Origin of the sequence: Pseudomonas syringae (assembly GCF_000737245.1) — a bacterium.
GTDB lineage: Bacteria > Pseudomonadota > Gammaproteobacteria > Pseudomonadales > Pseudomonadaceae > Aquipseudomonas > Aquipseudomonas syringae_J.
The window spans coordinates 1-25,563 of the sequence record NZ_JPQU01000067.1 but is presented as its reverse complement, the minus strand read 5'-3'; the positions used below and the strand labels follow the sequence as shown (position 1 = coordinate 25,563).

Genomic DNA, 25,563 nt, shown 5'->3' with positions numbered 1-25,563 from the left:
TTCCGGGGGTTGCCTCACTTCTTTGCACCCGGATCTGCAACCAACCGGCCAGCATCTTTGGCCAATGACTTGAGAAACTCACGCTGCAGCTGCGGGTCGTCTCGGGTCATTTCGATCAAGCTCTGTTCCAGGTCGCTGGCTTCTTCTTCCAGGCCCAGGTCCGAGAGGCGTTTGACCCGGTAGACCCACTGGCTGACTTCATCGTCCTCAAGGTCGTCGTAAATCAGGCCGTGAGCTTCCAGCAACTTACCCCGCAGTGATCGGCTGATAGGCAGATCCACATTGGCGTGGGCATTATCCTGATCGTCTTCAACACTTATATAAAGACGCGTGACATGGCTCAGGTCCTGCTCGGCGAACGGGCTGTCCAGCAGGCTCAAGCGCAAGACACCGTTTCGGTCGGTCGTCAGATCATGAGTCTGAGTTCCGGCCTTGACCATTACCGGTCGTTCATTCCAGGGCAAGGTCGAGTTTTCGATTTTCCTGTCCCGCTGTACTTCGTCGATTGAGGCCAGGTTCTGTTGCGAGCGCCCATGGGAAGGGGCGTTCATGAATGGGTTGAGGCCAGCGAAACCGTAGCTGATCCAGTCTTTGGTCACGCTGTCCGGCAAGCGGCCCAGGGCAAATACGTTGACCACGTTAGCGCCCACGCCCGCCACGACGGCGACCGCTCCCAAGGGAATCTCGTAGATTTCTCTCCAGGGCTGGTAGGGGGTGTAGCGGTCGTAATGACGAGTGACTTCAAATTCCGTCACTTCGAATGACTTGTGTTCGTGAATGCGCACGCGTCGTTGCGGGAGCTCAAGAGTCTTCGGCTCGCCGATGTCGATCTGTACGCTGTGCTCGAGCAATTTACGCTCGATACGCTCTTCGTGCTCACTGCGTTGTGACAACTGATTGGCACAGCCGCTGACCAGGGTGATGCACAAGAGTGCGCAGCCTAGGCGTAGGGGATTTGCGTTGAACATGAGATCTCTTGCGGATGAAGGCGCGTGGCGTAGCTTGCGCGTCATGGCTGGTGCGATAGCGCCCACCTTTCGATGGGCGCTATCAAGACTCAGCGGCGAATACGGCCCTGAATAAAGGACAGTACGTCGGCAACCGGCAGGGCCTGGGCTTCTGGCTCGGTGCGGCTCTTGTATTCCAGATTACCTTCGGCCAGACCGCGATCACTGACAACGATGCGATGTGGAATACCAATCAGCTCCATATCAGCGAATTTGTTGCCCGGGCTGGTTTTCTTGTCGCGATCATCCAGCAGCACTTCAAAACCTGCGGCTGTCAGTTCGGCGTAGAGCTTGTCAGTTGCCTCCCGGACAGCGTCGGTCTCATAGCGCAACGGAACCAGAGCGATCTGGAAGGGTGCAAGGGTGTCGTTCCAGATGATGCCATTGGCATCATTGTTCTGTTCAATTGCAGCGGCAACGACACGGGAAACCCCGATGCCGTAGCAACCCATGGAAAGGTTCACCGGCTTGCCGTTTTCGCCAAGCACCTGACACTTCATCGCTTCGCTGTACTTGGTGCCCAGCTGGAAGATATGGCCCACTTCGATGCCGCGCTTGATTTCCAGGGTGCCCTTGCCATCCGGGCTAGGATCTCCCGCGACCACATTGCGCAGGTCGGCAACGGTAGGTACCGGCAGGTCCCGCTCCCAGTTCACGCCGAAGTAGTGCTTGTCGTCGATGTTCGCACCGATGCCGAAGTCGCTCATCAGCTCAACCGAGCGGTCGATGATGCACGGCAGCGGCAGATTCAGCGGGCCCAGGGAGCCTGCGCCAGCACCGATGGCATCACGCAGTTCGGCTTCGGATGCCATGACCAGCGGGCTGGCGACCTGTTCGAGTTTTGCAGCCTTGATTTCGTTGAGTTCGTGGTCGCCACGGATGATCAACGCGATCAACTTGCCTTCCTCTGCGGCGTGAACCACCAAGGTCTTGATGGTCTTCTCGATTGGCAGATTGAACCCTTCGACCAGCTGCGCAATGGTCTTGGTATTCGGTGTATCTACCAGGCGAAGTTCTTCGGTCGGCGCCGCGCGAGAGGTTTCGCGAGGTACGGCTTCGGCTTTTTCGATGTTGGCGGCGTAATCGGAGCCGTCGCTGAACACGATATCGTCTTCACCTGAGTCCGCCAGTACGTGGAACTCATGGGAGCCCGCACCGCCGATCGAACCATTGTCAGCCTCTACCGGGCGGAATTTCAGGCCCAGGCGGGTGAAGACGTTGCAGTACGCCAAGTGCATGCGATCGTACGTTTCCTGCAGCGACGCATGGTCGGCGTGGAAGGAGTACGCATCCTTCATCACGAATTCACGGCCGCGCATCAAACCGAAGCGCGGGCGGATCTCGTCGCGGAATTTGGTCTGGATCTGGTACAGATTGATGGGCAGCTGTTTATAGCTATTAAGCTCATTGCGTGCCAGATCGGTAATGACTTCTTCATGGGTCGGGCCCAGGCAGAACTCACGATTGTGCCGATCGGTCAGACGCATCAGCTCAGGACCATATTGTTCCCAGCGGCCGGACTCCTGCCAGAGCTCCGCAGGCTGTATGCCAGGCATCAACACTTCGAGAGCGCCAGCAGCGTCCATTTCTTCACGAACGATGACTTCGACCTTGCGCAATACGCGCAGGCCCATGGGCAGCCAGGTGTAGAGGCCGGAAGCAAGTTTGCGAATCATGCCGGCACGCAGCATCAGCTGGTGGCTGACCACGACCGCATCGGAAGGGGTTTCTTTCTGTGTGGCGAGCAAATATTGACTGGTGCGCATGGTAGGCCGTTGTCGGTTGCTGAGACTGGAAATGACTGGGCATTGTACGGGCAGCATCTATCCCCGTACAGGCCAAGACCGACACGGGAAGGCTGCAAAAATACTTTTCCTGACGTATGAAAAAGCCCGGCAAGAGCCGGGCTTTTTCTTTAACAAGTAGCGAGACTGCGATTACAGGACCGAGATCGGGTAGTCGACAATCAGGCGGAACTCGTTGATATCGCCTTCGCCCTGATCAGCATTGGCGCGGTGCCAGGCTTGACGAATACGGAACGACAGATCCTTGGCTGGCCCAGTCTGCAGTACGTACTTGGCTTCAAGGTTGGTTTCGTGGTGCTTGCCATCTGCACCGTACAGACCAGCGTAGGAGCTGTTAGTCGGTGTGTTGGTGCCGTCGATGTCATAACCTTTGATGTAGCGGGTCATGAAGCTCAGGCCAGGCACGCCGTACGGAGCCATGTTCAGGTCGTAGCGAGCTTGCCAGGACTTCTCACCAGGACCGTTGAAGTCAGAGTACTGGATGGAGTTGTTCAGGAAGATCGAGTCGCCACCCTTATTGTTGTCGCCAATACCGATGTAGTCGAAAGGCGTATCACCGTTGATCTTCTGGAATGCCAGGGTCAGGGTGTGCGCAGCTGCGAACGAGTAGGCAACGGAACCGGAGAACGCGGTGTTGCTGATGTCGCCTGCTTTAGCGCTGCCTTCGTCGACAGTGCGGTACAGGTTGGCATCGAATGCCAGGGACTGGGAATCAGTCAGCGGCAATGCGTAGTTCAGGTTGGCGTAGTACTGATCCCAGATGTCTTCCAGCTTCGCGCCGTAGAACGCAACGCCCAGGCTGTCAGTGATGGCGTATTTGCCACCGATGAAATCAGCAGATTTTGCCGATTGACCCGCATAGGTCGCCCAGATGTTGCCGCTGTGGCTCATGTCATCCTGGCTGGTGCCCGAAGTGAAGTGGCCACCTTCGAGATCCAGACCCTTGATCTCACTGCTCTGCAGGCTGATACCGGTCGCGGTTTGTGGCAACAGACGGGACCCGCCCACGGCGAATACCGGGCTGGTAGGCTGCATGTCACCGATTTTCAATTCGGTTTTCGAAACGCGGAACTTAATAGCGCCACCGGCTTTGCCGAAGCTGTCTTCGTTCTGGCCCTGGCTGTTGGTTACCAGGTTGCCGGAACCGGAGTACTTGTCCTGACCGTCAAGTTTCAGGCCAAAGTAGCCGAAAGCCTCAACGCCGACACCGATGGTGCCCTGAGTGTAACCGGTGCTGAAATTGCCCCAGAAACCTTGAGTCCAGTCTTTGTCGTCAACAGCGCCGTCTTTCTTGTCGCGGTTGAAATAGTAGTTGCGAGCTTTCAGGTCCAGTGTGCTGCCTTCGATGAAACCCTTGGCTTCAGACTGGTCGCTGACGAAGGCTGCTGCCGTTGCCAGTTGGGTGCTGGCTGCAGTAACTGCCAGTGCAATTGCGCTCCACTTCATCACTCTCATCGTGACTTGCTCCTTTGGTTTTTAAGAGAAGAGTACTGCCGCCCACCTGTTTTTTTATCTGGACGGCTCTTTCTTTTTTTTGTGTCGGCGAAACTTATATCACGCTGACAATGGTGGCGATAGTTACTCAGCTGTCCTTGCAAAATCTTTACGGCGATGTCGCAGATGCACACTATCCATGTCGCAAAACAGGGCCCATTTTATTGGCCCAAACAACTTTTTAGCACTCTGAATGGCAGGACCATAGATCTAAAAAGTTTACGTCCCTGGCAGCCGATCCTCCCTGACGCATCGCTTGTCGCTTTCCTTTGACCCCAGAGCGCTGTTTTCCGCCAGCGGCCCCGTTGGCCTTGATAAGGGTTATAGCAACAACCGTGCACAAAATTCCAGCTGATGAGAAAAAAATGTGAAAAACCTCGCATTCACTTGACTCTATTTACATAAGCCACTGTTTTTAAAAGGAAAAGTATTTTACGGCGCTTTGCGCTGTCGTGATCCTTTAGGGGCTTGAAAAGCTTTTTAACCATGTCTGCGTTACCCCAGTGCTTGCTCAGTGGGTAATTCCCGGATAAATCCGTTTTTTCCGATTCGCCGAGTGGGTCGTTTTGGTGCGTTTTCTCTCAGGCGTGCCTCAACCTGGTACCTCGCCCTTCGCCGATAATCAGCTTTATCGCGCTGATGCTTCATTTGTATTACATCGCGGCAGGTCGCGCCGAAAAACGCCCCTTAGAAATCATTTCGTAGTGGAGATTCGTAACACCCGTCTCAACCGTGAGCGAGGAGGAGGCTGGGTGAAAACAGGGCGTTTCCTGATCTTCATGTGCGCTGGTGGTGCGGGCCTGAGTGGGGCTGGGCTCGGCTGGGCTGAGAGCTTCACGTGAGTGCACCAAAAAATGCATTAACTGCCACGGGGCAGTGAAGTCATGGATATTCCCGAGTATCCTGCTGGGTATTGTGTGGCGCTCATTAACACGAGGCAGCGCTAAAATTAACCTGTAGGTCAGGAGTTATAACGTGTTCGTTCTGGATTCACGCTTGCAACAAGATACTTTGCTGATCGGCGACTTCCCGCTGTGTCGTCTCCTCTTGTCCAACGATTCCAATTACCCCTGGTTTATCCTTGTGCCTCGACGGGCAGATATCTGTGAAATATTCCAATTGGACGCACAGGACCAGTTGCAGTTGTGGCGTGAAACGACGGCGTTGTCGCAAGTTCTCGGCAAATTGTTCGCTGCCGACAAGTTGAACGTGGCTGCGCTGGGCAACGTTGTAAGCCAGCTTCACATGCATGTCATCGTGCGCAAGCGGGACGACATCGCCTGGCCAGCGCCCGTCTGGGGCAAGCATCCTGCGCAACCTTATGCAGCTGAGCAGTTCGCAGCGATTCTGGGCACACTGCAGGGCGCGTCTCTTGAAGACCTGCAGTTCGCGGAGCAGCCATTATGAATCTCGAAGATCGGGTGACGGAGCTGGAGAGTCGGCTGGCTTTCCAGGATGACACGATCCAGGCACTGAACGATGTGCTGGTCACTCAGCAGCGTGCTCTGGATCGCCTACAGCAGCAAATGGCGGCAATGCTCAAGCGTCAGGAAGAGTTGGGCAGTCAGTTCGAGATTTTCGGAGAAGACGCGCCGCCGCCGCACTACTAAGCAAGGCGAATGTACGAAATCGGGGCCCAAAAAAAGCGCCCCTTCTATTTATAGAGGGGGCGCTTTTTTACGAGCGGTTTTTGCAACAGTGATGATCAGCGACGAGGCAACGCCGCAATCACGTCTTCGGCCTGTAAGCCTTTGTCGCGGTTCATGACAGAAAACTCCACCCGCTGGCCTTCGACCAGGACCCGGTGGCCTTCGCCGCGAATGGCGCGGAAGTGCACGAAGATATCGTCGCCAGAGTCGCGGGAAATAAAACCGAAGCCTTTGGAAGTGTTGAACCACTTCACGGTGCCGGTATCCCGATTCGTCATGTCGTGGCTTTGAGCGGCCGGCGAAGGTGAGGAGCGATAGAAACTCACGGCAAGATGAAGCGCGACAGCAAGTGCTGCGGCAATCAGACCCATCATGACAGCGGGCTGACCAGCGATGGTTTCCAGTGGAACGAGCAACGTCAGGATTTGAAGGGCAACCGCCAGAACGAGCAAAGCGCTGACCAGATTCTGCAGTTGGTGACGTGGTCCCCTGTTCCAGTAAGGGATCACGGGTGCAAGTACAAGATTGAGCAGGCCGAATAATGCCAGGTACAGCGCTTCGGGCTGCAGATATGAAGCCAGGGCTTCGTCACGCAGGGCAGGGATAAAGGAAAGCAGCAGGGCAGCGGCTCCCGTCAGCAGGTGGACTATTTTCAACATGTCGATAACTCACATTAAGATGGATCACAAAGGAAATAGCTGATTACACCCGGTACGCTTCTTGAAAAGTGGAGGCGTGAGGCACGGATGATCATTCAGCCTATGCGCAGTCACCGGAACAGGCCGCTGCGGCACGCCGTGTATTTAACAGCAAAGCCGAGGGCTACTCAAATCAACAGCTTGCGTTGCGCAGGGTGCGGGTAGTTCAGCGGCAGACAAAGCGACGGGCGGTGCCTGACCCGGGTTGATCTTCATAACCTGCGAGGCGGTGAAGGGAGGGGCATTTTGCAAAAGCAGGGCTGCACCAATGCGTTTCCCTTGGTACAGTGCTGGCTGCACCAGCAGGATTCAAGCCATTTACCAAGGGGAAAAACATGGCAATCGATATCGGTATCAGCGAAGAGAATCGCAAGTCAATCGTCGATGGTCTTTCTCATTTGCTCGCGGATACTTACGTTCTGTATCTGAAAACTCATAACTTCCACTGGAATGTTAGTGGCCCTATGTTTCGTACGCTGCATTTGATGTTCGAAGAGCAGTACAACGAACTGGCACTGGCTGTTGACTCCATCGCCGAGCGTATTCGTGCGCTTGGATTCCCGGCGCCGGGAACTTATACCACCTATGCCCGTCTTTCTTCGATCAAAGAAGAGGAAGGTGTGCCAGGCGCGGAAGATATGATCAGAAGTCTTGTTCAGGGGCAAGAGGCTGTTGTCCGAACTGCGCGTAGTCTTTTTCCTCTTCTGGATAAAGTTAGTGATGAGCCTACTGCTGACTTGCTGACCCAAAGAATGCAAGTCCACGAGAAAACTGCGTGGATGCTTCGTTCGATGCTCGAAACGAAGTAATCATGAGGCGAGTAGTGCTTTGCGCTGCTCGCCTTTTTTCTTCACCTGTCGTGGTAACACCTTCTCAGTTGCCTTGTTTTGCTAGTCGAGGCCAGGTTGCTTCTCGGTCGACGGCGTGTGGTGCAGATCACCACCATGGCTCGATAAATATGTACTACCTGCACGTCAAAATGTTTTGTTAGTGATGTCGGGAAGTTCGTTATTCCGCTGTAGTTTGTAGTCATGTCCTACAAACATTAAGCCTTCATCCTGCTAGTTATAAAATCGTAATTCGGGCCTGATAGGTATGGCATTTATTTATATTTAAATGTTTCTCACAGAACCCCAAAATTACTATTCTAGAGGAAGCCACTATGGTTCAAGAGGTTGAAGGCGACGCAAGAGATCCCAATCGTCCCGCGAAAATCTGCAACGATCCTTTTGTCGAGGATTTCAATATGACCCTGGCACAACCGCACTCCAAGTCGGTACGTCTCAACGGTCTGGCAACTTGCCTGCGTCTGGAGAATGTTTACTGGAACATCCTGTCCAAAATAGCGAGCTCGAACGACTGCTCGGTGAATGCGGTGCTTTCCTACATCGACAGGGAGGTCCACCTCCGCTACGGCGGCGTGAAGAATTTCAGCGGCCTCATCAGAGTGGTCTGTGTTGCCCACCTGTTGAAAGGTGAAAGCCTCGACCTTACCCAGGCCTGAAGTGGCTAGTGCACCACCAATTTCTGCGGGCTCGCCTTTTGGCGGGCCTGCTTTTCGCTCCACCTCGGACGGCGACCATAGCCGGCCCTTCAAGGTGATGCGGGAAAGTTATCTCGCCCTGACCCTACCGCACGGCTGCGCAGCCACGATTAACCCTATATAATCCTTCGCCTTGCTGAAACAGGCACGTTTGCGCGTCCAGCGCAGGCCAGCGGAGTCATGGCTTGAACGCATGCCTGGGCTCTTGCACTATTGAGCGCAAGCCAAGAGCGAAAGCTCCACCGAATTTCGAATTACGAGAAGTGAACAGACCATCATGATGCGCAGCCATTATTGCGGCCAATTGAACGAGAGCCTGGAAGGTCAGGAAATTACCCTTTGCGGATGGGTCCACCGCCGACGTGACCACGGGGGCGTTATCTTTCTCGATATCCGTGATCGCGAAGGTCTGGCTCAAGTCGTGTTCGACCCTGATCGCGCTGACACCTTTGCTGCCGCCGACCGCGTGCGCAGCGAATACGTCGTCAAGGTGACCGGTAAGGTGCGTACTCGCCCGGCAGGTGCGGTGAACGCGAACATGGCCTCCGGCGCCATCGAAGTTCTCGGTTACGAACTGGAAGTACTGAACGAGTCGGAAACCCCGCCGTTCCCGCTGAACGAATACTCCGATGTGGGCGAAGAGACGCGTCTGCGTTATCGCTTCATCGATCTGCGCCGTCCGGAAATGGCGGAGAAGCTGCGTCTGCGCTCGCGCATTACCACCAGCATCCGCCGCTATCTGGACGACAATGGCTTCCTCGACGTTGAGACGCCGATTCTGACCCGCGCCACGCCGGAAGGCGCCCGTGATTACCTGGTTCCAAGCCGCACACACCCAGGCAGCTTCTTTGCGTTGCCGCAATCGCCACAGCTGTTCAAGCAATTGCTGATGGTTGCCGGCTTTGATCGTTACTACCAGATCGCCAAATGCTTCCGCGATGAAGACCTGCGTGCTGACCGTCAGCCGGAATTCACCCAGATCGACATCGAAACCAGCTTCCTTAATGAAGAAGACATCATCGGCCTGACCGAGAAGATGGTTCGTCAACTGTTTAAGGAAGTTCTGGACCTGGAGTTCGGTGACTTTCCGCACATGACCTTTGCAGAAGCCATGCGTCGTTATGGCTCGGACAAGCCCGACCTGCGCAACCCGCTGGAGCTGGTTGATGTTGCTGACCAACTGAAAGAAGTCGAATTCAAGGTGTTCAGCGGCCCGGCCAACGACCCGAAATGCCGTATCGCTGCTCTACGTGTTCCAGGCGGGGCGAGCATGCCGCGCAAGCAGATCGACGACTACACCAAGTTCGTTGGCATCTACGGTGCCAAGGGCCTGGCGTACATCAAGGTCAACGAGCGCGCTAACGGCGTGGACGGCCTGCAGTCACCGATCGTCAAGAATATCCCCGAGGCCAACCTCAACGTGATCCTTGATCGTGTTGGCGCGGTGGATGGCGATATCGTGTTCTTCGGCGCTGACAAGGCCAAGATCGTCAGCGAGGCTTTGGGCGCGCTGCGGATCAAGGTCGGTAACGACCTGAAGCTGCACACCTGCGAATGGGCTCCAATGTGGGTCGTCGACTTCCCGATGTTCGAAGAGAACGAAGACGGTAGCTTCTCCGCGTTGCACCACCCGTTCACTGCACCCAAGTGCACACCTGAAGAGCTGGAGGCCAACCCAGGCACCGCTTTGTCCCGTGCGTACGACATGGTTCTGAACGGTACCGAACTGGGTGGTGGTTCGATCCGTATTCACCGCAAAGAGATGCAACAAGCGGTCTTCCGCCTGCTGGGTATCGCTGAAGATGAGCAGCAGGAGAAGTTTGGCTTCCTGTTGGACGCTCTGAAGTACGGCGCTCCGCCCCATGGTGGTCTGGCGTTCGGTCTTGATCGTCTGGTCATGCTGATGACCGGCGCCCAGTCGATTCGTGAAGTGATTGCATTCCCGAAAACCCAGAGCGCGGCCGATGTCATGACCCAGGCTCCGGGTGTTGTTGATGCCAAGGCATTGCGCGAGCTGCACATTCGTCTGCGCGAACAGCCAAAGGCTGAGTGACGCGTGCTAAAGCGCACCACGTCAACCGACGTGGTGCGCTGCGTTTTGCACCTTACTGAATTGAAGAAAGCTTTTTGCCCGCACTCGTGCGGGCGAAAAGTGTTTGAAGAGAAAATCTGGAGCGAGATATGGCAGGTCATTCTAAGTGGGCGAACATCAAGCACCGCAAAGAGCGTCAGGATGCCAAGAAAGGCAAGATTTTCACCAAGTGGATACGTGAGCTGACCGTCGCTGCCCGTCAGGGTGGTGGTGATCCAGGTTCCAACCCTCGTCTGCGCCTGGCGCTGGACAAGGCCCTCGGTGCGAACATGACCCGTGACACCATCGACCGCGCCGTCGCCCGGGGTGCGGGTGCTGCCGACGGTGACGATGTTGAAGAGCTGGGCTACGAAGGTTACGGTCCGGGTGGCGTGGCGATCATGGTGGAAACCATGACCGACAATCGTAACCGGACAGCTGCCGCCGTGCGCCATGCTTTCACCAAGTGTGGCGGCAACCTCGGTACGGATGGCTCTGTCGCTTATTTATTCGATCGCAAGGGGCAGATCTCCTTCGCCTCGGGTGTCGATGAAGACTCCTTGATCGAGGCCGCCATGGAGGCGGACGCTGATGACGTCGTGACCAATGAAGATGGCAGCATCGACGTGTTTACCTCGTTCTCCGGGTTCTATGCCGTGCGTAACGCTCTGGAGGCGGCCGGGTTCAAGGCAAACGATGCTGAGATTGTCATGTTGCCGACCACCAGTGCCGTGCTGGATCTGGAAACTGCCGAAAAGGTGCTCAAGCTGATCGATATGCTTGAGGACCTGGATGACGTGCAAAACGTCTATTCCAATGCTGAAATTCCGGACGAAGTCATGGAGCAGTTGGGCTGACAACAGCGGGTTATCTGTATCCTGAGGCCGGAGTGACGGGGCGATGTATCGCTATCGGCCTCCGGCTTCTGCCTTTATGCTGCGATTTTCGCGATGTGTTACTTCTCAAGCTGCAGGCGTTATGACTCTTATTCTTGGTATCGACCCCGGTTCGCGAATTACCGGCTATGGCGTGGTGCGGGACACCGGGCGCGGCTGTGTTTATGTCGCGTCGGGCTGCATACGGACCGGCAGTGGCGAGCTGCATGAGCGCTTGCAGATTGTCTTTCGTGGGGTTCGTGAAGTGATCCAGATTTATGGCCCGGTGACCATGGGCATTGAAAAGGTCTTTATGGCGCGCAACGCCGATTCGGCCCTGAAGCTGGGCCAGGCGCGGGGAGCAGCCATCGTTGCTGGTGCCGAAGAAAGCCTCGAGATTGCCGAGTACACCGCTACCCAGGTCAAACAGGCTGTCGCCGGCACAGGTGCAGCTAATAAAGAGCAGGTGATGATGATGGTCATGCACTTGCTCAAGTTGACCCAGAAGCCACAGATCGATGCTTCCGATGCCCTGGCGATTGCCTTGTGCCATGCGCACACCCGCTCCAGTCTGATACCTCATGGTCTGAACACGGCCCGCAGTCGCGGTGGTCGGTTGCGTCTCTAAAGCTTCGGATAGAGGGGCGGTGTGTCTGTTAGCATCATCTTCTTTTACATTTTCACTTGCAGGCGTCGTGATGCCTGCAATGATTGCGACCATTATTTCGAGTTGATCACCCTGCGTGATCGGCAATACGAAAGGATTTGATACGTGATAGGACGCTTGCGCGGCTTTCTGGCTGAAAAACAGCCGCCGCATCTGGTGCTTGATGTGAACGGTGTCGGTTATGAGATCGAGGTCCCCATGACCACGCTCTACCGCTTGCCTCATGTCGGCGAACCGGTGACTTTGCATACTCACCTGGTGGTGCGCGAAGACGCGCATCTGCTTTATGGTTTTTATGAGAAGCGCGAGCGCGAGTTGTTTCGTGAGCTGATTCGCCTTAATGGCGTTGGCCCGAAGCTGGCGCTGGCGTTGATGTCCGGCCTGGAGGTCGATGAGCTGGTGCGATGCGTGCAGGCTCAGGACACCTCGGCCTTGACCCGCATTCCAGGCGTCGGCAAAAAGACCGCCGAGCGTTTGCTGGTGGAACTCAAGGACCGCTTCAAAGCCTGGGAAACCTTGCCGGGGACCTTTACCCTGGTTTCCAGCGGTCCCGGCATGCCGGAGCCTGTGGTTACTGCCGAGTCTGACGCGGTCAGTGCGCTGATTTCCCTGGGCTACAAGCCACAGGAAGCGAGCAAAGCCGTTTCCGCCATCAAGGAAAAAGATTTGAGCAGTGCTGATTTGATTCGACGTGCCTTGAAGGGAATGGCTTAAGTGATTGATGCTGACCGCCTGATAACCGCCACCGGCGGCCGTGATCGTGACGAGCAGATCGATCGCGCCATCCGCCCCCTGAGTCTCGCCGACTATATTGGTCAGCCCACTGTGCGCGAGCAGATGGAGTTGTTCATCCAGGCCGCACGGGGTCGTAACGAAGCGCTGGATCACACGCTGATTTTTGGTCCGCCGGGGCTGGGCAAGACCACCCTCGCCAACATCATCGCGCAGGAAATGTCGGTGTCGATCAAGAGCACATCCGGCCCGGTGCTGGAGCGCCCGGGTGATCTTGCCGCGATTCTCACCAACCTTGAACCCAACGACGTGCTGTTCATCGACGAAATCCACCGGCTTTCGCCCATCGTGGAAGAAGTCCTGTACCCGGCGATGGAGGACTTCCAGCTCGACATCATGATCGGCGAAGGTCCTGCTGCGCGCTCGATCAAACTTGATCTGCCACCATTCACCCTGGTGGGTGCAACAACCCGGGCGGGCATGCTCACCAACCCGTTGCGCGACCGCTTTGGCATCGTGCAGCGGCTGGAGTTCTACAACATTGCCGATCTGGCCACCATCGTAACCCGTTCAGCGGGCATTCTCGGCCTGCCGATCGAGCCGGAAGGCGCCTTTGAAATCGCCCGTCGTGCCCGTGGTACGCCGCGTATTGCCAATCGCCTGCTTCGCCGGGTGCGGGATTTTGCCGAAGTTCGTGGTAAAGGGCATATCACCAAGCCTATCGCGGACCTGGCGTTGAATCTGCTGGACGTCGATGAGCGTGGGTTTGATCACCAGGATCGGCGTTTGCTGCTGACCATGATCGAGAAGTTCGACGGTGGACCGGTGGGCGTTGACAGCCTTGCCGCGGCCATCAGCGAAGAGCGCCATACCATTGAGGATGTACTGGAACCCTATTTGATCCAGCAAGGCTATATCATGCGCACACCGCGCGGACGGGTGGTGACCCGGCATGCGTATTTGCACTTCGGTCTGAACATTCCGTCGCGCATGGGTGAAATGCCCAGTGCTGAACAATTTGTTGCAGACGAAGACAATTAAAAGCCGCAAATCACTGATTTATTCAGGGTTTGCGTGGTCAGACTGGCAGTTGCCTCAAGCAGACCGGTAATAACCTGCAAAACATGAAAAACAGTTGTCGTGGCGGATTGGCAACCTGAGGAGTAAGCACTAGAGTATGCGCGCGCAAAACGGGGTTCAGTCGTTCGCACATCGTTGTCGCGTTTATTACGAAGACACCGATGCTGGCGGCATCGTCTATTACGTCAATTATCTGAAATTCATGGAGCGGGCTCGTACCGAGCGGCTGCGGGAATTGGGCTTTGCCCAGTCCTCAATGGCGCAGGAAAACCTGCTGTTCGTCGTCCATTCCAGCGAGGCTCGTTATCACAGGCCGGCGCGACTGGACGATGAACTGCTGGTCAGCGCCGAAGTAATCGAATTGAACCGTGCCAGCCTGCGCTTCAAGCAAGAAGTCAGGCGGGCTGCGGATGAAACGCTGCTCTGTGAAGGGCAGTTTTTGGTGGCGTGTGTGCGCGCCGATAGTTTGAAACCCCGGGCCATTCCCGAAGCTTTGCGTGCGGCCTTTGCCGCCCAGAGCGGCGCGGGTACACATTCAGAGCAGGAGATAAAGCGTGGAAGCTAATGTCGTCGACCATTCCTCCATGTGGAGTTTGGTCAGCAATGCCAGTGTTGTGGTTCAGTTGGTTATGCTGATCCTGGTGGCTGCTTCAGTCACTTCATGGATCATGATTTTTCAGCGCAGCAATATGCTGCGCGCTGGACGCCGGGCACTGGATAGCTTCGAGGAGCGTTTCTGGTCCGGTATCGATCTGTCCAAGCTGTACCGTCAGGCGGGCAGCAACCCGGACCCTGATTCGGGTGTGGAGCAGATCTTCCGCGCCGGTTTCAAGGAGTTCTCCCGCCTGCGTCAACAGGCCGGGGTTGATCCTGAGGCTGTTATGGAAGGCGTGGCCCGTGCCATGCGCGTTGCCATCTCGCGTGAGGAAGAAAAGCTCGAAGCGGGTCTGCCTTACCTCGCCACTGTCGGGTCCGTCAGCCCGTACATCGGCCTGTTCGGTACCGTCTGGGGGATCATGAACTCCTTCCGCGGTCTGGCCACGGCGCAGCAGGCGACCCTCGCCACAGTTGCTCCGGGTATCGCCGAAGCCTTGATCGCAACAGCCATTGGCCTGTTTGCGGCGATCCCTGCAGTAATCGCTTACAACCGTTTCGCCGCTCGCAGCGAGACCTTGATCAGCCGTTACTACACCTTCGCCGACGAATTCCAGGCCATCCTGCACCGTAAAGTGCACACCAGCGAAGAGTGAGCAGGTAATTCCCAATGGCTTTAATCGCTCGAGATCGCCGCAGAAAACGCAAGCCGGTCGCCGAAATGAACGTGGTCCCGTACATCGACGTGATGTTGGTGTTGCTGGTCATTTTCATGGTGACCGCTCCCATGATCAATCAGGGCGTGAAAGTCGATTTGCCCAAAGTCTCCAGCGAGGCTTTGCCGCAAGACAACAACAATCAGGTTCTGACCATTTCGATCAAGGCTGACAAGACCTACTACTGGAATCTTGGCAGCGAAGTCGATACCGACAAGCAGATGGACAAGGCAATGACCTTGCCGCAGCTGACTTCTGCCGTGACCAAAATCGTTGCCGCCGGCCGCGAAGCCGGCAAGCAGACTCAAGTCTTCATCCGTGGCGACAAAACTGTCGATTACGGCTCTGTAATGGGCACCATGGGTGGGCTGCAGAAGGCTGGGGTAGGGAATGTTGGCTTGATTACTGAGGCCCCCTGATGCAGCCGATTCGAGAGCCATCCGCCTCGGAGAATTATTTCTGGCCTAGTGTCTGGGCCGTGGCGCTGCATATCCTGATTTTTGGCATGCTGTTCGTCAGTTTTGCCATGACTCCGGATCTGCCGGAAGCCAAGCCTATTGTTCAGGCGACCCTGTACCAGCTCAAGTCCAAGAGTCAGGCGACGACCCAGACCAATCAGAAAATCGCTGGCGAGGCGAAGAAAACCGCTGCACGACAAACTGAAGTCGAGCAGCTGGAACAGAAGAAAGTCGAGCAGGAAAAACAGGAAGCTGTAAAAGCTGCGGAACAAAAGAAAGAAGAGGCTGCTCAAAAAGCCGAAGAACAGAAAGCTGAAGCGGCGGCAGAGAAAGCTGAAGCAGCCAAAGCGGAAGCGGCCAAGAAAGCCGACGAAGCCAAAAAAGCTGATGAAGCCAAGAAAGCCGACGCCAAAAAGGCTGAAGAGAAACAATTGGCTGATATAGCCAAGAAGAAAGCCGAAGACGACGCCAAGAAAAAGGCCGAGGAAGACGCCAAGAAAGCTGCAGCAGAGGAAGCCAAGAAACAGGCTGCCGATGACGCGAAGAAAAAAGCGGCTGAGGATGCCAAGAAAAAGGCCGCCGAGGACGCGAAGAAGAAAGCTGCTGACGACGCCAAGAAAAAAGCCACTGCCGATGCTGCCAAAAAGGCGCAGGAAGCGGCTCGCAAATCTGCCGAAGACAAAAAGGCTCAGGCCTTGGCTGACCTGCTCTCCGATAAACCGGAACGGCAACAGGCGCTGGCGGATGAGCAGGGTGACGAAACAGCGGGTAGCTTCGATGATTTGATCCGTGTTCGTGCTTCGGAAGGCTGGAGTCGACCACCGTCGGCGCGTAACAACATGTCCGTTACGCTACAGATCGGTATGTTGCCGGACGGGACCATCGCTTCGGTATCCATTTCGAAGTCCAGTGGCGACGGGCCGTTTGACAGTTCCGCAGTAGCAGCGGTCAAGAATATTGGACGTTTGACGGAAATGCAGGGTATGAAACCGGCTGACTTCGCTCAATATCGTTCCTTCAAGATGACATTCACACCTGGAGATCTAGCCTTGTGATCAAGCTTTTTCGAGGACTGCTAGTAGTCGTTCTCTGTTGTGCGGCCGGGATGGTTGCGGCAGAAGAGAAGAATATTCTGGTCACCAGCGGCAGTGACCGTGCCACCCCGATTGCTGTCGTACCTTTCGGCTGGCAGGGCGGAAACGTACTGCCGGAAGACATGGGCGAAATCATCGGTAACGATCTGCGTAATTCGGGCTACTACTCGCCGATCCCCAAGCAGAACATGATCAGCCTGCCGACTCAGGCAAGCGAAGTCATTTTCCGTGACTGGAAAGCGCTGGGTGCCCAATACGTAATGGTCGGCAACATTGTTCCGGCCGGCGGTCGTCTGCAGATTCAGTACGCGCTGTTCAACGTTGCAACCGAACAGCAAGTACTGACCGGCAATGTTTCGGGTACCAATGATCAGCTGCGCGACATGGCGCACTACATTGCCGACCAGTCGTTCGAGAAGCTGACCGGCATCAAGGGCGCGTTCTCCACTCGTATGCTGTACGTGACCGCAGAACGTTTCTCCGAAAACAACACGCGCTTCACGCTGCAACGTTCGGATTACGATGGCGCACGTGCGGTAACACTGTTGCAATCGCGCGAGCCAATTCTGTCGCCGCGTTTCGCACCGGATGGCAAGCGCATTGCCTATGTGTCGTTCGAACAGAAGCGTCCGCGCATCTTCGTTCAGCACATTGATACCGGACGTCGTGAGCAGATCACCAACTTTGAAGGCCTCAATGGCGCGCCTGCATGGTCGCCGGATGGCAGCAAGCTGGCGTTCGTGCTGTCCAAGGACGGCAACCCTGAGATCTACGTGATGAATCTGGCGTCGCGCGCCTTGAGCCGCGTAACCAATGATTCTTCGATCGATACCGAACCTTTCTTCGGCAAGGATGGTTCGACGCTGTACTTCACGTCGGACCGTGGCGGCAAGCCACAGATCTACAAAACCAACATTAATGGTGGTGGTGCTGAACGAGTCACTTTCGTCGGCAACTACAACGCCAACCCGAAATTGTCGGCGGATGAAAAGACGCTGGTGATGATTCACAGACAGGATGGCTTCACAAACTTCAAGGTAGCAGTGCAGGATTTGGCCCGCGGTAGCGTAAAAATCCTCACAGATAGCAACCTTGATGAGTCGCCTACTGTTGCGCCCAACGGCACCATGGTAATCTACGCCACCCGCCAGCAGGGCCGGGGAGTCTTGATGCTCGTGTCCATTAACGGACGCGTAAGGCTCCCGCTTCCTACCGCTCAAGGCGAAGTCAGAGAACCGTCCTGGTCCCCTTACCTGAACTGACGCGGCGCTACAAAAAGATTTGCTTAACACACTGGGGTTCATTAGGAGTTTCACGATGGAAATGCTGAAGTTTGGTAAATTTGCTGCGCTGGCTCTGGCCATGGCTGTAGCTGTAGGTTGCTCGTCCAAAGGCGGCGACAACGCCGGTGCAGGCGCTGCTGTTGATCCAAATGCTGGTTACGGCGCCAACACTGGTGCTGTTGATGGCAGCCTGAGCGAAGAAGCTGCTCTGCGCGCTATCACCACTTTCTACTTCGAATACGACAGTTCGGACCTGAAACCAGAAGCCATGCGCGCTCTGGACGTTCACGCCAAAGACCTGAAAGGCAATGGCGCTCGCGTAGTTCTGGAAGGCAACACCGACGAACGTGGTACTCGTGAGTACAACATGGCACTGGGCGAGCGTCGTGCGAAAGCCGTTCAACGCTACCTGGTTCTGCAAGGTGTTTCCCCAGCTCAGCTGGAATTGGTTTCCTACGGTGAAGAGCGTCCAGTTGCTACCGGCAACGACGAGCAATCCTGGGCTCAAAACCGTCGCGTCGAACTGCGTAAGTAATTTGACATGCGAACGTGCCGACGTGCTGTAACCGTATTGGCCCTCACTCTCCCGCTATTTGCGTGGGGTGCGGCTCCTGTGGTCGATAACAATTCTGGCTCTGGCAGCAGCAGTTATCCGCCAGCAGGTTATGGCACGTCCGGCGCCTATGCCGGGGGAGGGGTTTCGGCCCCGCCCTCGGCACAAGGTCAGCTGTTCATGCAGTTGCAACAGATGCAGGACGAAATCGCGCGTTTGCGCGGTATGGTCGAGGTCCAGCAAAACGATATCCAGCGCATGAAGCAAGAAGCGCTCGAGCGATATCAGGATCTTGATTCACGCATAGGAGCAGGCGGCGCAGCCGCAGCGGCTTCCAATAATTCTCAACCGGCTGGCGCTGATATCAACGCCAGCGGGACTCCTGCTGCACCGGCTGCTCAAGCGCCGATGACAGGGACTGAACCACCTGATCCGGCCAAAGAAAAGCTTTATTACGAAGCGGCTTTCGACCTGATCAAAGCCAAGGATTTCGATAAGGCCAGCCAGGCTTTTACCGCTTTCCTTCGCAAATACCCCAACAGCTCTTACGCGGGCAATGCCCAGTACTGGCTGGGTGAAGTGAATCTGGCCAAAGGCGATCTGCAAGGTGCTGGCCAGGCATTCGCCAAAGTGAGCCAAGCTTACCCGAAGCACGCCAAGGTGCCTGACTCCCTGTACAAGCTGGCTGATGTCGAGCGCCGTCTGGGTCATACCGATAAGGTAAAAGGCATTTTGCAGCAGGTTGTCGCGCAATATCCGGGCACTTCTGCTGCCCAATTGGCGCAACGAGACCTTCAGCGTTTGTAAGAGTCTGACTCGTAATTCAAGAAAGCCGCGCTTGTCGCGGCTTTTTTCGTTAGAATTCGCCACCCGAAATTCCGGTATTTATTACGCTTCTCTGGATCCTGCGTTTGCAGGGTGTTTTGAAGTGCCTGACGGAGGCGGACGGCCTGTCTAGCTGTTACGCCCGTGGCCCCTATGCAAGAAACATTACGTATCACCGAAGTCTTTTACTCGTTGCAGGGTGAGACGCGCACAGCTGGTTTGCCCACTGTATTTGTGCGGCTCACCGGTTGCCCGCTGCGCTGCCAATATTGCGACAGTGCCTACGCATTCAGTGGTGGCACGATTCAGACCCTGGACGACATTCTCGCTCAGGTCGCCGAATACCGTCCGCGCTATGTCTGTGTCACAGGCGGTGAGCCGCTGGCCCAGCCCAATGCCATTCCTCTGCTCAAGCGCCTCTGCGATGCCGGTTACGAAGTTTCCCTGGAAACCAGCGGCGCGCTGGATATTTCTGCGGTCGATACCCGCGTCAGCCGCATCCTGGATCTGAAAACCCCAGGTTCCAAAGAGGTGGCGCGCAATCGCTACGAGAACATCGAGCTGCTAACGCCTAACGATCAGGTCAAGTTCGTGATCTGTTCTCGCGAGGACTACGACTGGGCAGTGTCCAAACTGATCCAGTATGGTCTTGAGCGTCGCGCCGACGAGGTGCTGTTCTCGCCAAGCCACCACGAGCTCAACGCTCGCGACCTCGCCGATTGGATCGTTGCAGACAATCTGCCAGTGCGTCTGCAGATGCAGCTGCATAAATTTCTCTGGAACGATGAGCCGGGGCGCTGAATATGAGTGAATCAACCATGACTGAAAAAAGAGCGGTAATCCTTCTGTCCGGCGGCCTCGACTCAGCCACTGTGGTCGCGATGGCCAAGGAGCAGGGCTACGCCTGCTACACCATGAGTTTTGACTACGGCCAGCGCCACCGCGCCGAACTGAATGCTGCGGCGCGTGTGGCACGCGATCTGGGCGTTGTAGAGCACAAGGTCATTGGCCTTGATCTCAACGGCATCGGCGGCTCGGCTTTGACTGACAGCTCTATCGACGTGCCGGAAACCCCAGGCGAGGGCATTCCGGTGACCTATGTCCCTGCGCGCAATACTGTGTTCCTGTCCTTGGCGCTGGGTTGGGCTGAGGTGCTCGGTGCTCGTGACATCTTCATCGGCGTCAACGCAGTGGATTATTCCGGTTACCCGGATTGCCGACCTGAGTTCATCGAGTCTTTCGAGCGCATGGCGAATCTGGCGACCAAGGCGGGTGTTGAAGGCAACGGTTTCACGATTCAGGCGCCGCTGCAGAACCTGAGCAAGGCCGATATCGTAAAAGCGGGCGTGCGTCTGGGCGTCGATTATGGCCTCACCGTTTCCTGCTATCAGGCCGATGAGCAGGGCCGCGCATGCGGCAAATGCGACAGCTGCCGACTGCGCGCAGAGGGCTTCTCGGCGGCCGGAATCAGTGACCCAACAAACTATTTTTAAAATAATTGAGATTAGGTGTTGAATTACTCATAGAAATCAGTAATATACGCGCCACGCAACAGAGGGTCGTTAGCTCAGTTGGTAGAGCAGTTGGCTTTTAACCAATTGGTCGTAGGTTCGAATCCCACACGACCCACCATTTTTAGATGTAAAAGTTGTAAAGCTGTAAGGCCCGTGAAAATGTGGCCTTACAGCTTTTTTTTTGCTCTCGATTTTTCCCGCCGACCCCAGAGCGCCTGCCGCTTTGCTTCTTCTTAATGAATGATGAACGTGGTGAAATCGCACCTATTTCGAATGATGCTGAGAATGGCGGCCATGAATCGGTCGTCTTAAGTGCCTGAGCGATTCGCAGCCTTGGGCAGTTCCGACAGGTCTGGAGTGCGCCGGAATAGGCATGGGGCCTGTAGGAGTGCCAATCCGGTCATTCCTGCAGCGCACATAAATACGACAGGTCGCTGTGCAACTGTCATATCACATTAACATCAGTGTCGTAGAGTCGTGCCCTCCATCATTCTGAAGGTTCGGCACGACCATGGCTCTCCCTCCGTTCGATCGTCCGGACTTGCCGCGTAATCACCGCTGTGCGGCTGATTTGTGCCATCCGATGCCTACGATTGACTCCGACGGCACCAATTCCCAGGTCATGGATATCTTCACGGCCCAGCGCAGCATGGTGTGTCTGGCGGTCGTTGAGGGTGAGCGACCCATCGGTCTGATCAATCGCAATATTTTCATGTCGCAGATGAGCAAGCCGTTTCATCGGGAGCTCTACGACCGCAAAAGCTGCATCGCTTTCATGGACAAGGACCCGCTAGTTGTCGACGCAGGGATGAGCATCGAGGCGTTGACTTTCAAAACTGTGGAGTTCGGTGAGAAGGCGCTGGCGGACGGCTTCATCGTGACCCGTGAAGGCGCTTTTATCGGGCTCGGCAGCGGCCTGGAATTAATGGGCGTTGTGGCGGACATGCAAGCGGAAAAGAACCGGCAGACGATGCAAAGCATTGAATACGCCAGCGTCATCCAGCGCGCCATGCTGCGAGCTTCCCGGGAGACCTTGACGGCCACGCTGCCCGACGCTGTGTTGCTGTGGGAGCCGCGAGACGTGGTCGGCGGCGACTTCTATCACTTTGCCACCCATGAAGACGGCTGGTTCGGCGCGGTAGCCGACTGCACCGGTCACGGCGTGCCTGGAGCGTTCATGACATTGATTGCGTCGTCCTCGCTGACCCAGGCACTGGCACAGATCGGCCCTCGTGATCCGGCTGCCTTGCTATCGGCGGTCAATCGCAGCGTGAAGAGCTTGCTGGGCCAGGTCAAAGGTGTGGATGAAACACCGGAGTCTGACGATGGGCTGGATGCCGCTTTCTTCTGGTACGACATTGCACGGGCAGAGCTTGTCTATGCCGGGGCGCGCGTCGCGCTGCATGTGCTGCAACCCGATGACCAGCAATTCGCCAGCCTGTCCGGGCAGCGCATGGGCGTCGGTTACGTCGACAGCGATGAAGACTATGAGTGGACTCAAAGCACGCTGGTTCTGCAATCCGGCAGCTTGTTATTTATCACCACTGACGGTTTGACCGACCAGATTGGCGGGCCGAGAAATATCGCTTTTGGCAAGCGTCGCGCCTGCGAGCTGATCCTTGAGCACCGCCACCAACCCGTGGGCCAGATTTGCGAGGCGTTGCAAGGCTCACTGGCAGACTGGCAGGGGCAGCAGCCGCGCCGCGATGATTTAACTTTCTTTTGTGCCCGCCTTCAGGAAAAGCCATGAACCACTCGCCGACCTCCAGCCAGGATTACGCTTTCTTCGACCTGGCCCAGCAGCGCAACGTGATCTTCTACCACATGGGGTATTTCTCCCACAGTATCGTCGCGGCTATGGCCGAGATCGTGAAGCTGCAGCTGGAAGTGTCCGGCGTCGATAGCTCCCGGCGTCGCAAGTTGTTTTCATCGTTCATCGAGTTGTCGCAGAACATCATTCACTACTCGTCCGACTCTCTGGACCCCGCCGTGGAAGAGCCGGCTGTGCGTCAAGGCGCCGTTTGCATCAGCGCTGATGGTGAACGACACCTTATGCTGTGCGCCAATCCCATTGCCACCCGGGATGCCCAGCGTTTGCGAGACAAGCTTGAGCCACTGGCGAACATGTCTCTGGACGAGATAAAGCAGGCCTATAAGGTTTCCCTGCGCGCCGAGACGCCAGAAGGCAGTAAAGGCGCAGGTCTGGGGTTTCTGACCATGGCTCGGGACGCGAGTGCACCGCTGGAGTTTGCCTTTCATCCTCGGGCAGACGATCCGGATACCACTCTGTTTTGCCTCAAAGCCACTATTTGAATAAAGAGCGACGATATCAAGATGGAAAATTTCTATATCGCAGCAACCTCGACTTCACCGGAAGTGGACTTCCGTTTCAGCGAGAACTTGCTAACCATCAAGGGCGAGTCGTACCCGGAGAATGCCGCTGCTTTCTACGCTCCGATTGTTCAGCAATTGCGCGACTATCTGGCAGCCACAGATGCCTCGCTGATTACTGCCGACATCGCGCTCGCGTACTTCAACAGCTCCAGCACCAAGATGCTGTTCAGTCTGTTCGATGCTCTGGACGAGGCGGCTCAGTCAGGTATCACGGTGCAGATGAATTGGTACCACGACGAAGAAGACGAGACGATTTTTGAGTTCGGTGAGGAGTTGCAGGCTGACTTCAAGGCCATCAAATTTACCGACCATCCGGTTTCTGCCTGACCTGGGGGAAGACCATGCGCATTGCGGCTGTTTCATCGGACGTTTCTTTGAGTTTTGCTGCGGACGACGTCCCGGACCTGTTCAAGAGCGAGAACGATGCGCTTGAGCGAGCCCGTGAAACATTTGCCCTCAGCGGCGCTGCCCCGGCGGAGTATCAGCATTCGCTGGGTGAACTGATCACCCATTTCGAACGATTGATGCGCGAAACCCGGCGTTTGATCGGGCGCAGTGATCGCGCCGAGCGGGAAATGAATGCGTTGAATACCCAGCTTCACACCCTGGCGCAGCAGCTCGAATACCGCGCCACTCATGACCCGTTGACCGGTGCCCTGAATCGCGGCGCGGTGATTGATTGCTCGGTCCAGGCGCTGCGCGAGTCAGGGGCCGTGATGATCGTGCTGGATATCGATCACTTCAAGCGGGTCAACGACGAGTTCGGTCATCCGGTAGGGGATGCGGTGATCAAAGGCATCGTGACTTGTTTGCGACATATCGTGGATGACGCAGGGACGATTGGTCGAGTGGGTGGCGAGGAGTTCACGGTGTTGATTCCCGGGGGGGAATTGCAGGAAGGCCTGGACCTGGCCGAAGCGATGCGTGCTGCTATTGCGGAGCATGTATTCGCCGACCCGGTAGCACGCTCGATCACCGCCAGCTTTGGCGTCAGCGCCAGTGCGCCTGGCACTGATTTCGATACGGCTTACGGTCTGGCCGATGCAGCGCTGTATTGCGCCAAACGTGCCGGCCGGAATCGGGTGGAAATGGCCGAAAGCCCCTAAGCGCAGGGCAACGCTCGTTAAACTGATGGTAAATCCCCAAGGGGCTGGCTAAAATCCGACCGCCTTCAGCGGCTTGAGCAGTGGGTCTTACCGACTGTATCAAAACCGAACCACGACCCCAGGTCGACATACTTATAAAGCTGGAAGGCCCGTGATGAATGAGGATTTCCAGCTTTTTTTGTGTCCGCTTTTCGGGTGTAAACTCGCCTTGTGCGCTATCGAGCGCTTTCAGGTCCAGCGAACATGACGCAAATATCAGAACGCCTGTTGGTCCAGGCCCACCTCGACGCCAAACAGCCCAAAGAGCTGAGTATCGAGGAGCAAATGCACTACCGCGCTGCCATCGCCGCCGAATTGAAGGCGCAGGACGCAGTGCTGGTGGCGCATTATTACTGCGATCCGGTGATTCAAGCGCTCGCCGAAGAGACCGGTGGCTGCGTGTCCGACTCTCTGGAGATGGCTCGCTTCAGTAATAACCACCCCGCTAAAACCGTGTTGGTCGCGGGTGTGCGTTTCATGGGCGAGACCGCCAAGATTCTCAATCCGGAAAAGCGCGTGCTGATGCCGACACTTGAAGCGACGTGTTCGCTGGATCTGGGCTGCCCGGTGGATGAGTTTTCAGCGTTTTGCGATCAGCATCCAGAGCGTACGGTGGTGGTCTATGCCAACACCTCTGCAGCGGTCAAGGCCCGTGCTGACTGGGTCGTGACGTCCGGCTGCGCGCTGGAGATCGTCGAAAGTCTGATGGACAACGGCGAGAAAATAATCTGGGCACCTGACAAGCATCTGGGCCGCTATATCCAGCGCGCTACCGGCGCGGACATGCTGCTTTGGGACGGCGCATGCATCGTCCATGAGGAGTTCAAGTCCAAGCAGCTCGAAGACATGAAAGCCCTTTATCCCGAAGCCGCGATCCTGGTGCACCCGGAGTCACCGGAGTCAGTGATCGACCTGGCCGACGCGGTGGGTTCAACCAGTCAGTTGATCGCGGCCGCGCAACGAATGCCGAACAAGATGTTCATCGTGGCGACCGATCGCGGCATTTTCTACAAGATGCAGCAGTTGTGCCCGGACAAGATTTTCATCGAAGCGCCAACCGCCGGGAATGGCGCGGCCTGCCGTAGCTGCGCCCATTGCCCTTGGATGGCCATGAACACCCTTGAGCGGACCTTGCAGTGCCTTCGTGAGGGTAGCAACGAGATCTTCGTCGATCCTGCAGTGATTCCGCATGCCGTACGGCCTTTGCAGCGCATGCTGGACTTTACCCAGGCGGCGCGCCTGAAACAGGCGGGGAATGCTTGATTTAGGGTACGCCTAAACCCGTAGGAGCGCGCTTGCCCGCGATAGCTATCCAACTGAGAAACATCGTGTGACTGACACACCGCAATCGCGGGCAAGCGCGCTC

Annotated in this window: 27 protein-coding genes and 1 tRNA gene; 24 read left to right on the top strand and 4 right to left on the bottom strand. The window is 56.2% G+C overall.

Annotated features, from left to right (window positions below):
* Positions 1–14: 14 nt before the first annotated feature.
* The 3 genes from IV01_RS04990 to IV01_RS05000 form a co-directional block, all read right to left on the bottom strand.
* A complete protein-coding gene (locus IV01_RS04990) occupies positions 15–968 on the bottom strand; it encodes a lipoprotein (RefSeq protein WP_032630717.1) in 954 nt (317 codons plus the stop codon).
* Between the two features lie 89 nt (positions 969–1,057).
* Positions 1,058–2,773, bottom strand: a complete 1,716-nt coding sequence (locus IV01_RS04995) for a proline--tRNA ligase (RefSeq protein ID WP_032630716.1) — start codon at positions 2,771–2,773, stop codon at positions 1,058–1,060.
* Positions 2,774–2,944: 171 nt separating this feature from the next.
* Positions 2,945–4,267 carry an OprD family porin gene (locus tag IV01_RS05000; RefSeq protein WP_032630715.1) on the bottom strand — a complete coding sequence of 441 codons (1,323 nt, stop codon included), beginning with the start codon at positions 4,265–4,267 and terminating at the stop codon, positions 2,945–2,947.
* Between the two features lie 1,014 nt (positions 4,268–5,281).
* Between IV01_RS05000 and IV01_RS05005 the strand changes: the two genes are divergently transcribed.
* Together IV01_RS05005 and IV01_RS05010 are read left to right on the top strand one after the other, a co-directional pair.
* The gene (locus IV01_RS05005) at positions 5,282–5,713 is read left to right on the top strand and encodes an HIT family protein (RefSeq protein ID WP_032630714.1); all 432 of its coding nucleotides are present in this window, start codon (positions 5,282–5,284) and stop codon (positions 5,711–5,713) included.
* The gene (locus IV01_RS05010; RefSeq protein WP_032630712.1) at positions 5,710–5,916 is read left to right on the top strand and encodes a SlyX family protein; all 207 of its coding nucleotides are present in this window, start codon (positions 5,710–5,712) and stop codon (positions 5,914–5,916) included. Before IV01_RS05005 ends, IV01_RS05010 begins: the two co-directional genes overlap by 4 nt.
* A gap of 95 nt (positions 5,917–6,011) precedes the next feature.
* Here the strand turns inward: IV01_RS05010 and IV01_RS27310 are convergent, their stop codons facing one another.
* Positions 6,012–6,614 carry a cold-shock protein gene (locus IV01_RS27310; protein WP_032630710.1) on the bottom strand — a complete coding sequence of 201 codons (603 nt, stop codon included), beginning with the start codon at positions 6,612–6,614 and terminating at the stop codon, positions 6,012–6,014.
* 374 nt (positions 6,615–6,988) lie between these two features.
* On the opposite strand from IV01_RS27310, the gene IV01_RS05020 reads away from it, so the two are divergent.
* From IV01_RS05020 to nadA, 22 genes are all read left to right on the top strand, one after another.
* Positions 6,989–7,462 carry a Dps family protein gene (locus IV01_RS05020; RefSeq protein WP_027898221.1) on the top strand — a complete coding sequence of 158 codons (474 nt, stop codon included), beginning with the start codon at positions 6,989–6,991 and terminating at the stop codon, positions 7,460–7,462.
* Between the two features lie 353 nt (positions 7,463–7,815).
* Complete coding sequence (locus tag IV01_RS05025; RefSeq protein ID WP_032630708.1) at positions 7,816–8,157, top strand: ribbon-helix-helix domain-containing protein; 342 nt, start codon at positions 7,816–7,818, stop codon at positions 8,155–8,157.
* A 316-nt stretch (positions 8,158–8,473) separates the two neighbouring features.
* Positions 8,474–10,249 carry an aspartate--tRNA ligase gene (aspS, locus tag IV01_RS05030; RefSeq protein ID WP_032630707.1) on the top strand — a complete coding sequence of 592 codons (1,776 nt, stop codon included), beginning with the start codon at positions 8,474–8,476 and terminating at the stop codon, positions 10,247–10,249.
* A 128-nt stretch (positions 10,250–10,377) separates the two neighbouring features.
* The gene (locus IV01_RS05035; protein WP_032630706.1) at positions 10,378–11,124 is read left to right on the top strand and encodes a YebC/PmpR family DNA-binding transcriptional regulator; all 747 of its coding nucleotides are present in this window, start codon (positions 10,378–10,380) and stop codon (positions 11,122–11,124) included.
* A 121-nt stretch (positions 11,125–11,245) separates the two neighbouring features.
* The gene (ruvC, locus tag IV01_RS05040) at positions 11,246–11,770 is read left to right on the top strand and encodes a crossover junction endodeoxyribonuclease RuvC (RefSeq protein ID WP_032630704.1); all 525 of its coding nucleotides are present in this window, start codon (positions 11,246–11,248) and stop codon (positions 11,768–11,770) included.
* A gap of 144 nt (positions 11,771–11,914) precedes the next feature.
* Positions 11,915–12,523 (top strand): Holliday junction branch migration protein RuvA, encoded by a 609-nt coding sequence (ruvA, locus tag IV01_RS05045; RefSeq protein WP_032630703.1) that lies wholly within the window; start codon positions 11,915–11,917, stop codon positions 12,521–12,523.
* Positions 12,524–13,582, top strand: coding sequence for a Holliday junction branch migration DNA helicase RuvB (gene ruvB, locus IV01_RS05050; RefSeq protein WP_032630702.1), 1,059 nt, complete (start codon positions 12,524–12,526; stop codon positions 13,580–13,582).
* A 136-nt stretch (positions 13,583–13,718) separates the two neighbouring features.
* Positions 13,719–14,186 carry a tol-pal system-associated acyl-CoA thioesterase gene (gene ybgC, locus IV01_RS05055; protein ID WP_032630701.1) on the top strand — a complete coding sequence of 156 codons (468 nt, stop codon included), beginning with the start codon at positions 13,719–13,721 and terminating at the stop codon, positions 14,184–14,186.
* Entirely contained in the window at positions 14,176–14,871 is a 696-nt protein-coding gene (tolQ, locus tag IV01_RS05060; protein WP_032630700.1) for a protein TolQ, read from the top strand. Before ybgC ends, tolQ begins: the two co-directional genes overlap by 11 nt.
* Before the next feature lie 14 nt (positions 14,872–14,885).
* Complete coding sequence (tolR, locus tag IV01_RS05065) at positions 14,886–15,350, top strand: protein TolR (protein WP_032630699.1); 465 nt, start codon at positions 14,886–14,888, stop codon at positions 15,348–15,350.
* Positions 15,350–16,444, top strand: a complete 1,095-nt coding sequence (gene tolA / locus IV01_RS05070) for a cell envelope integrity protein TolA (RefSeq protein WP_032630698.1) — start codon at positions 15,350–15,352, stop codon at positions 16,442–16,444. The genes tolR and tolA overlap by 1 nt, the downstream gene beginning before the upstream one ends.
* 50 nt (positions 16,445–16,494) lie before the next feature.
* The gene (gene tolB / locus IV01_RS05075) at positions 16,495–17,745 is read left to right on the top strand and encodes a Tol-Pal system beta propeller repeat protein TolB (RefSeq protein ID WP_229636156.1); all 1,251 of its coding nucleotides are present in this window, start codon (positions 16,495–16,497) and stop codon (positions 17,743–17,745) included.
* Between the two features lie 55 nt (positions 17,746–17,800).
* Positions 17,801–18,301: a peptidoglycan-associated lipoprotein Pal gene (gene pal / locus IV01_RS05080; protein WP_020289412.1), complete on the top strand. Its 501-nt coding sequence runs from the start codon at positions 17,801–17,803 to the stop codon at positions 18,299–18,301.
* 6 nt (positions 18,302–18,307) lie between these two features.
* Positions 18,308–19,126 carry a tol-pal system protein YbgF gene (gene ybgF / locus IV01_RS05085; RefSeq protein ID WP_032630696.1) on the top strand — a complete coding sequence of 273 codons (819 nt, stop codon included), beginning with the start codon at positions 18,308–18,310 and terminating at the stop codon, positions 19,124–19,126.
* A gap of 171 nt (positions 19,127–19,297) precedes the next feature.
* Positions 19,298–19,945, top strand: a complete 648-nt coding sequence (gene queE / locus IV01_RS05090; protein ID WP_032630695.1) for a 7-carboxy-7-deazaguanine synthase QueE — start codon at positions 19,298–19,300, stop codon at positions 19,943–19,945.
* A 17-nt stretch (positions 19,946–19,962) separates the two neighbouring features.
* A complete protein-coding gene (gene queC, locus IV01_RS05095; protein WP_032630908.1) occupies positions 19,963–20,637 on the top strand; it encodes a 7-cyano-7-deazaguanine synthase QueC in 675 nt (224 codons plus the stop codon).
* A gap of 63 nt (positions 20,638–20,700) precedes the next feature.
* A tRNA-Lys gene (locus tag IV01_RS05100) sits at positions 20,701–20,776 on the top strand.
* A gap of 465 nt (positions 20,777–21,241) precedes the next feature.
* On the top strand, positions 21,242–22,408 hold the full coding sequence (locus IV01_RS05105; protein WP_032630907.1) for a SpoIIE family protein phosphatase: 1,167 nt from the start codon (positions 21,242–21,244) through the stop codon (positions 22,406–22,408).
* The gene (locus IV01_RS05110; RefSeq protein ID WP_032630694.1) at positions 22,405–22,971 is read left to right on the top strand and encodes a SiaB family protein kinase; all 567 of its coding nucleotides are present in this window, start codon (positions 22,405–22,407) and stop codon (positions 22,969–22,971) included. The genes IV01_RS05105 and IV01_RS05110 overlap by 4 nt, the downstream gene beginning before the upstream one ends.
* Positions 22,972–22,992: 21 nt before the next feature.
* Positions 22,993–23,379 (top strand): DUF1987 domain-containing protein, encoded by a 387-nt coding sequence (locus tag IV01_RS05115; protein ID WP_032630692.1) that lies wholly within the window; start codon positions 22,993–22,995, stop codon positions 23,377–23,379.
* Between the two features lie 14 nt (positions 23,380–23,393).
* Complete coding sequence (locus IV01_RS05120) at positions 23,394–24,158, top strand: GGDEF domain-containing protein (RefSeq protein ID WP_050507908.1); 765 nt, start codon at positions 23,394–23,396, stop codon at positions 24,156–24,158.
* 243 nt (positions 24,159–24,401) lie between these two features.
* Positions 24,402–25,460, top strand: coding sequence for a quinolinate synthase NadA (gene nadA / locus IV01_RS05125; protein ID WP_032630691.1), 1,059 nt, complete (start codon positions 24,402–24,404; stop codon positions 25,458–25,460).
* The last annotated feature ends 103 nt before the right edge of the window (positions 25,461–25,563 follow it).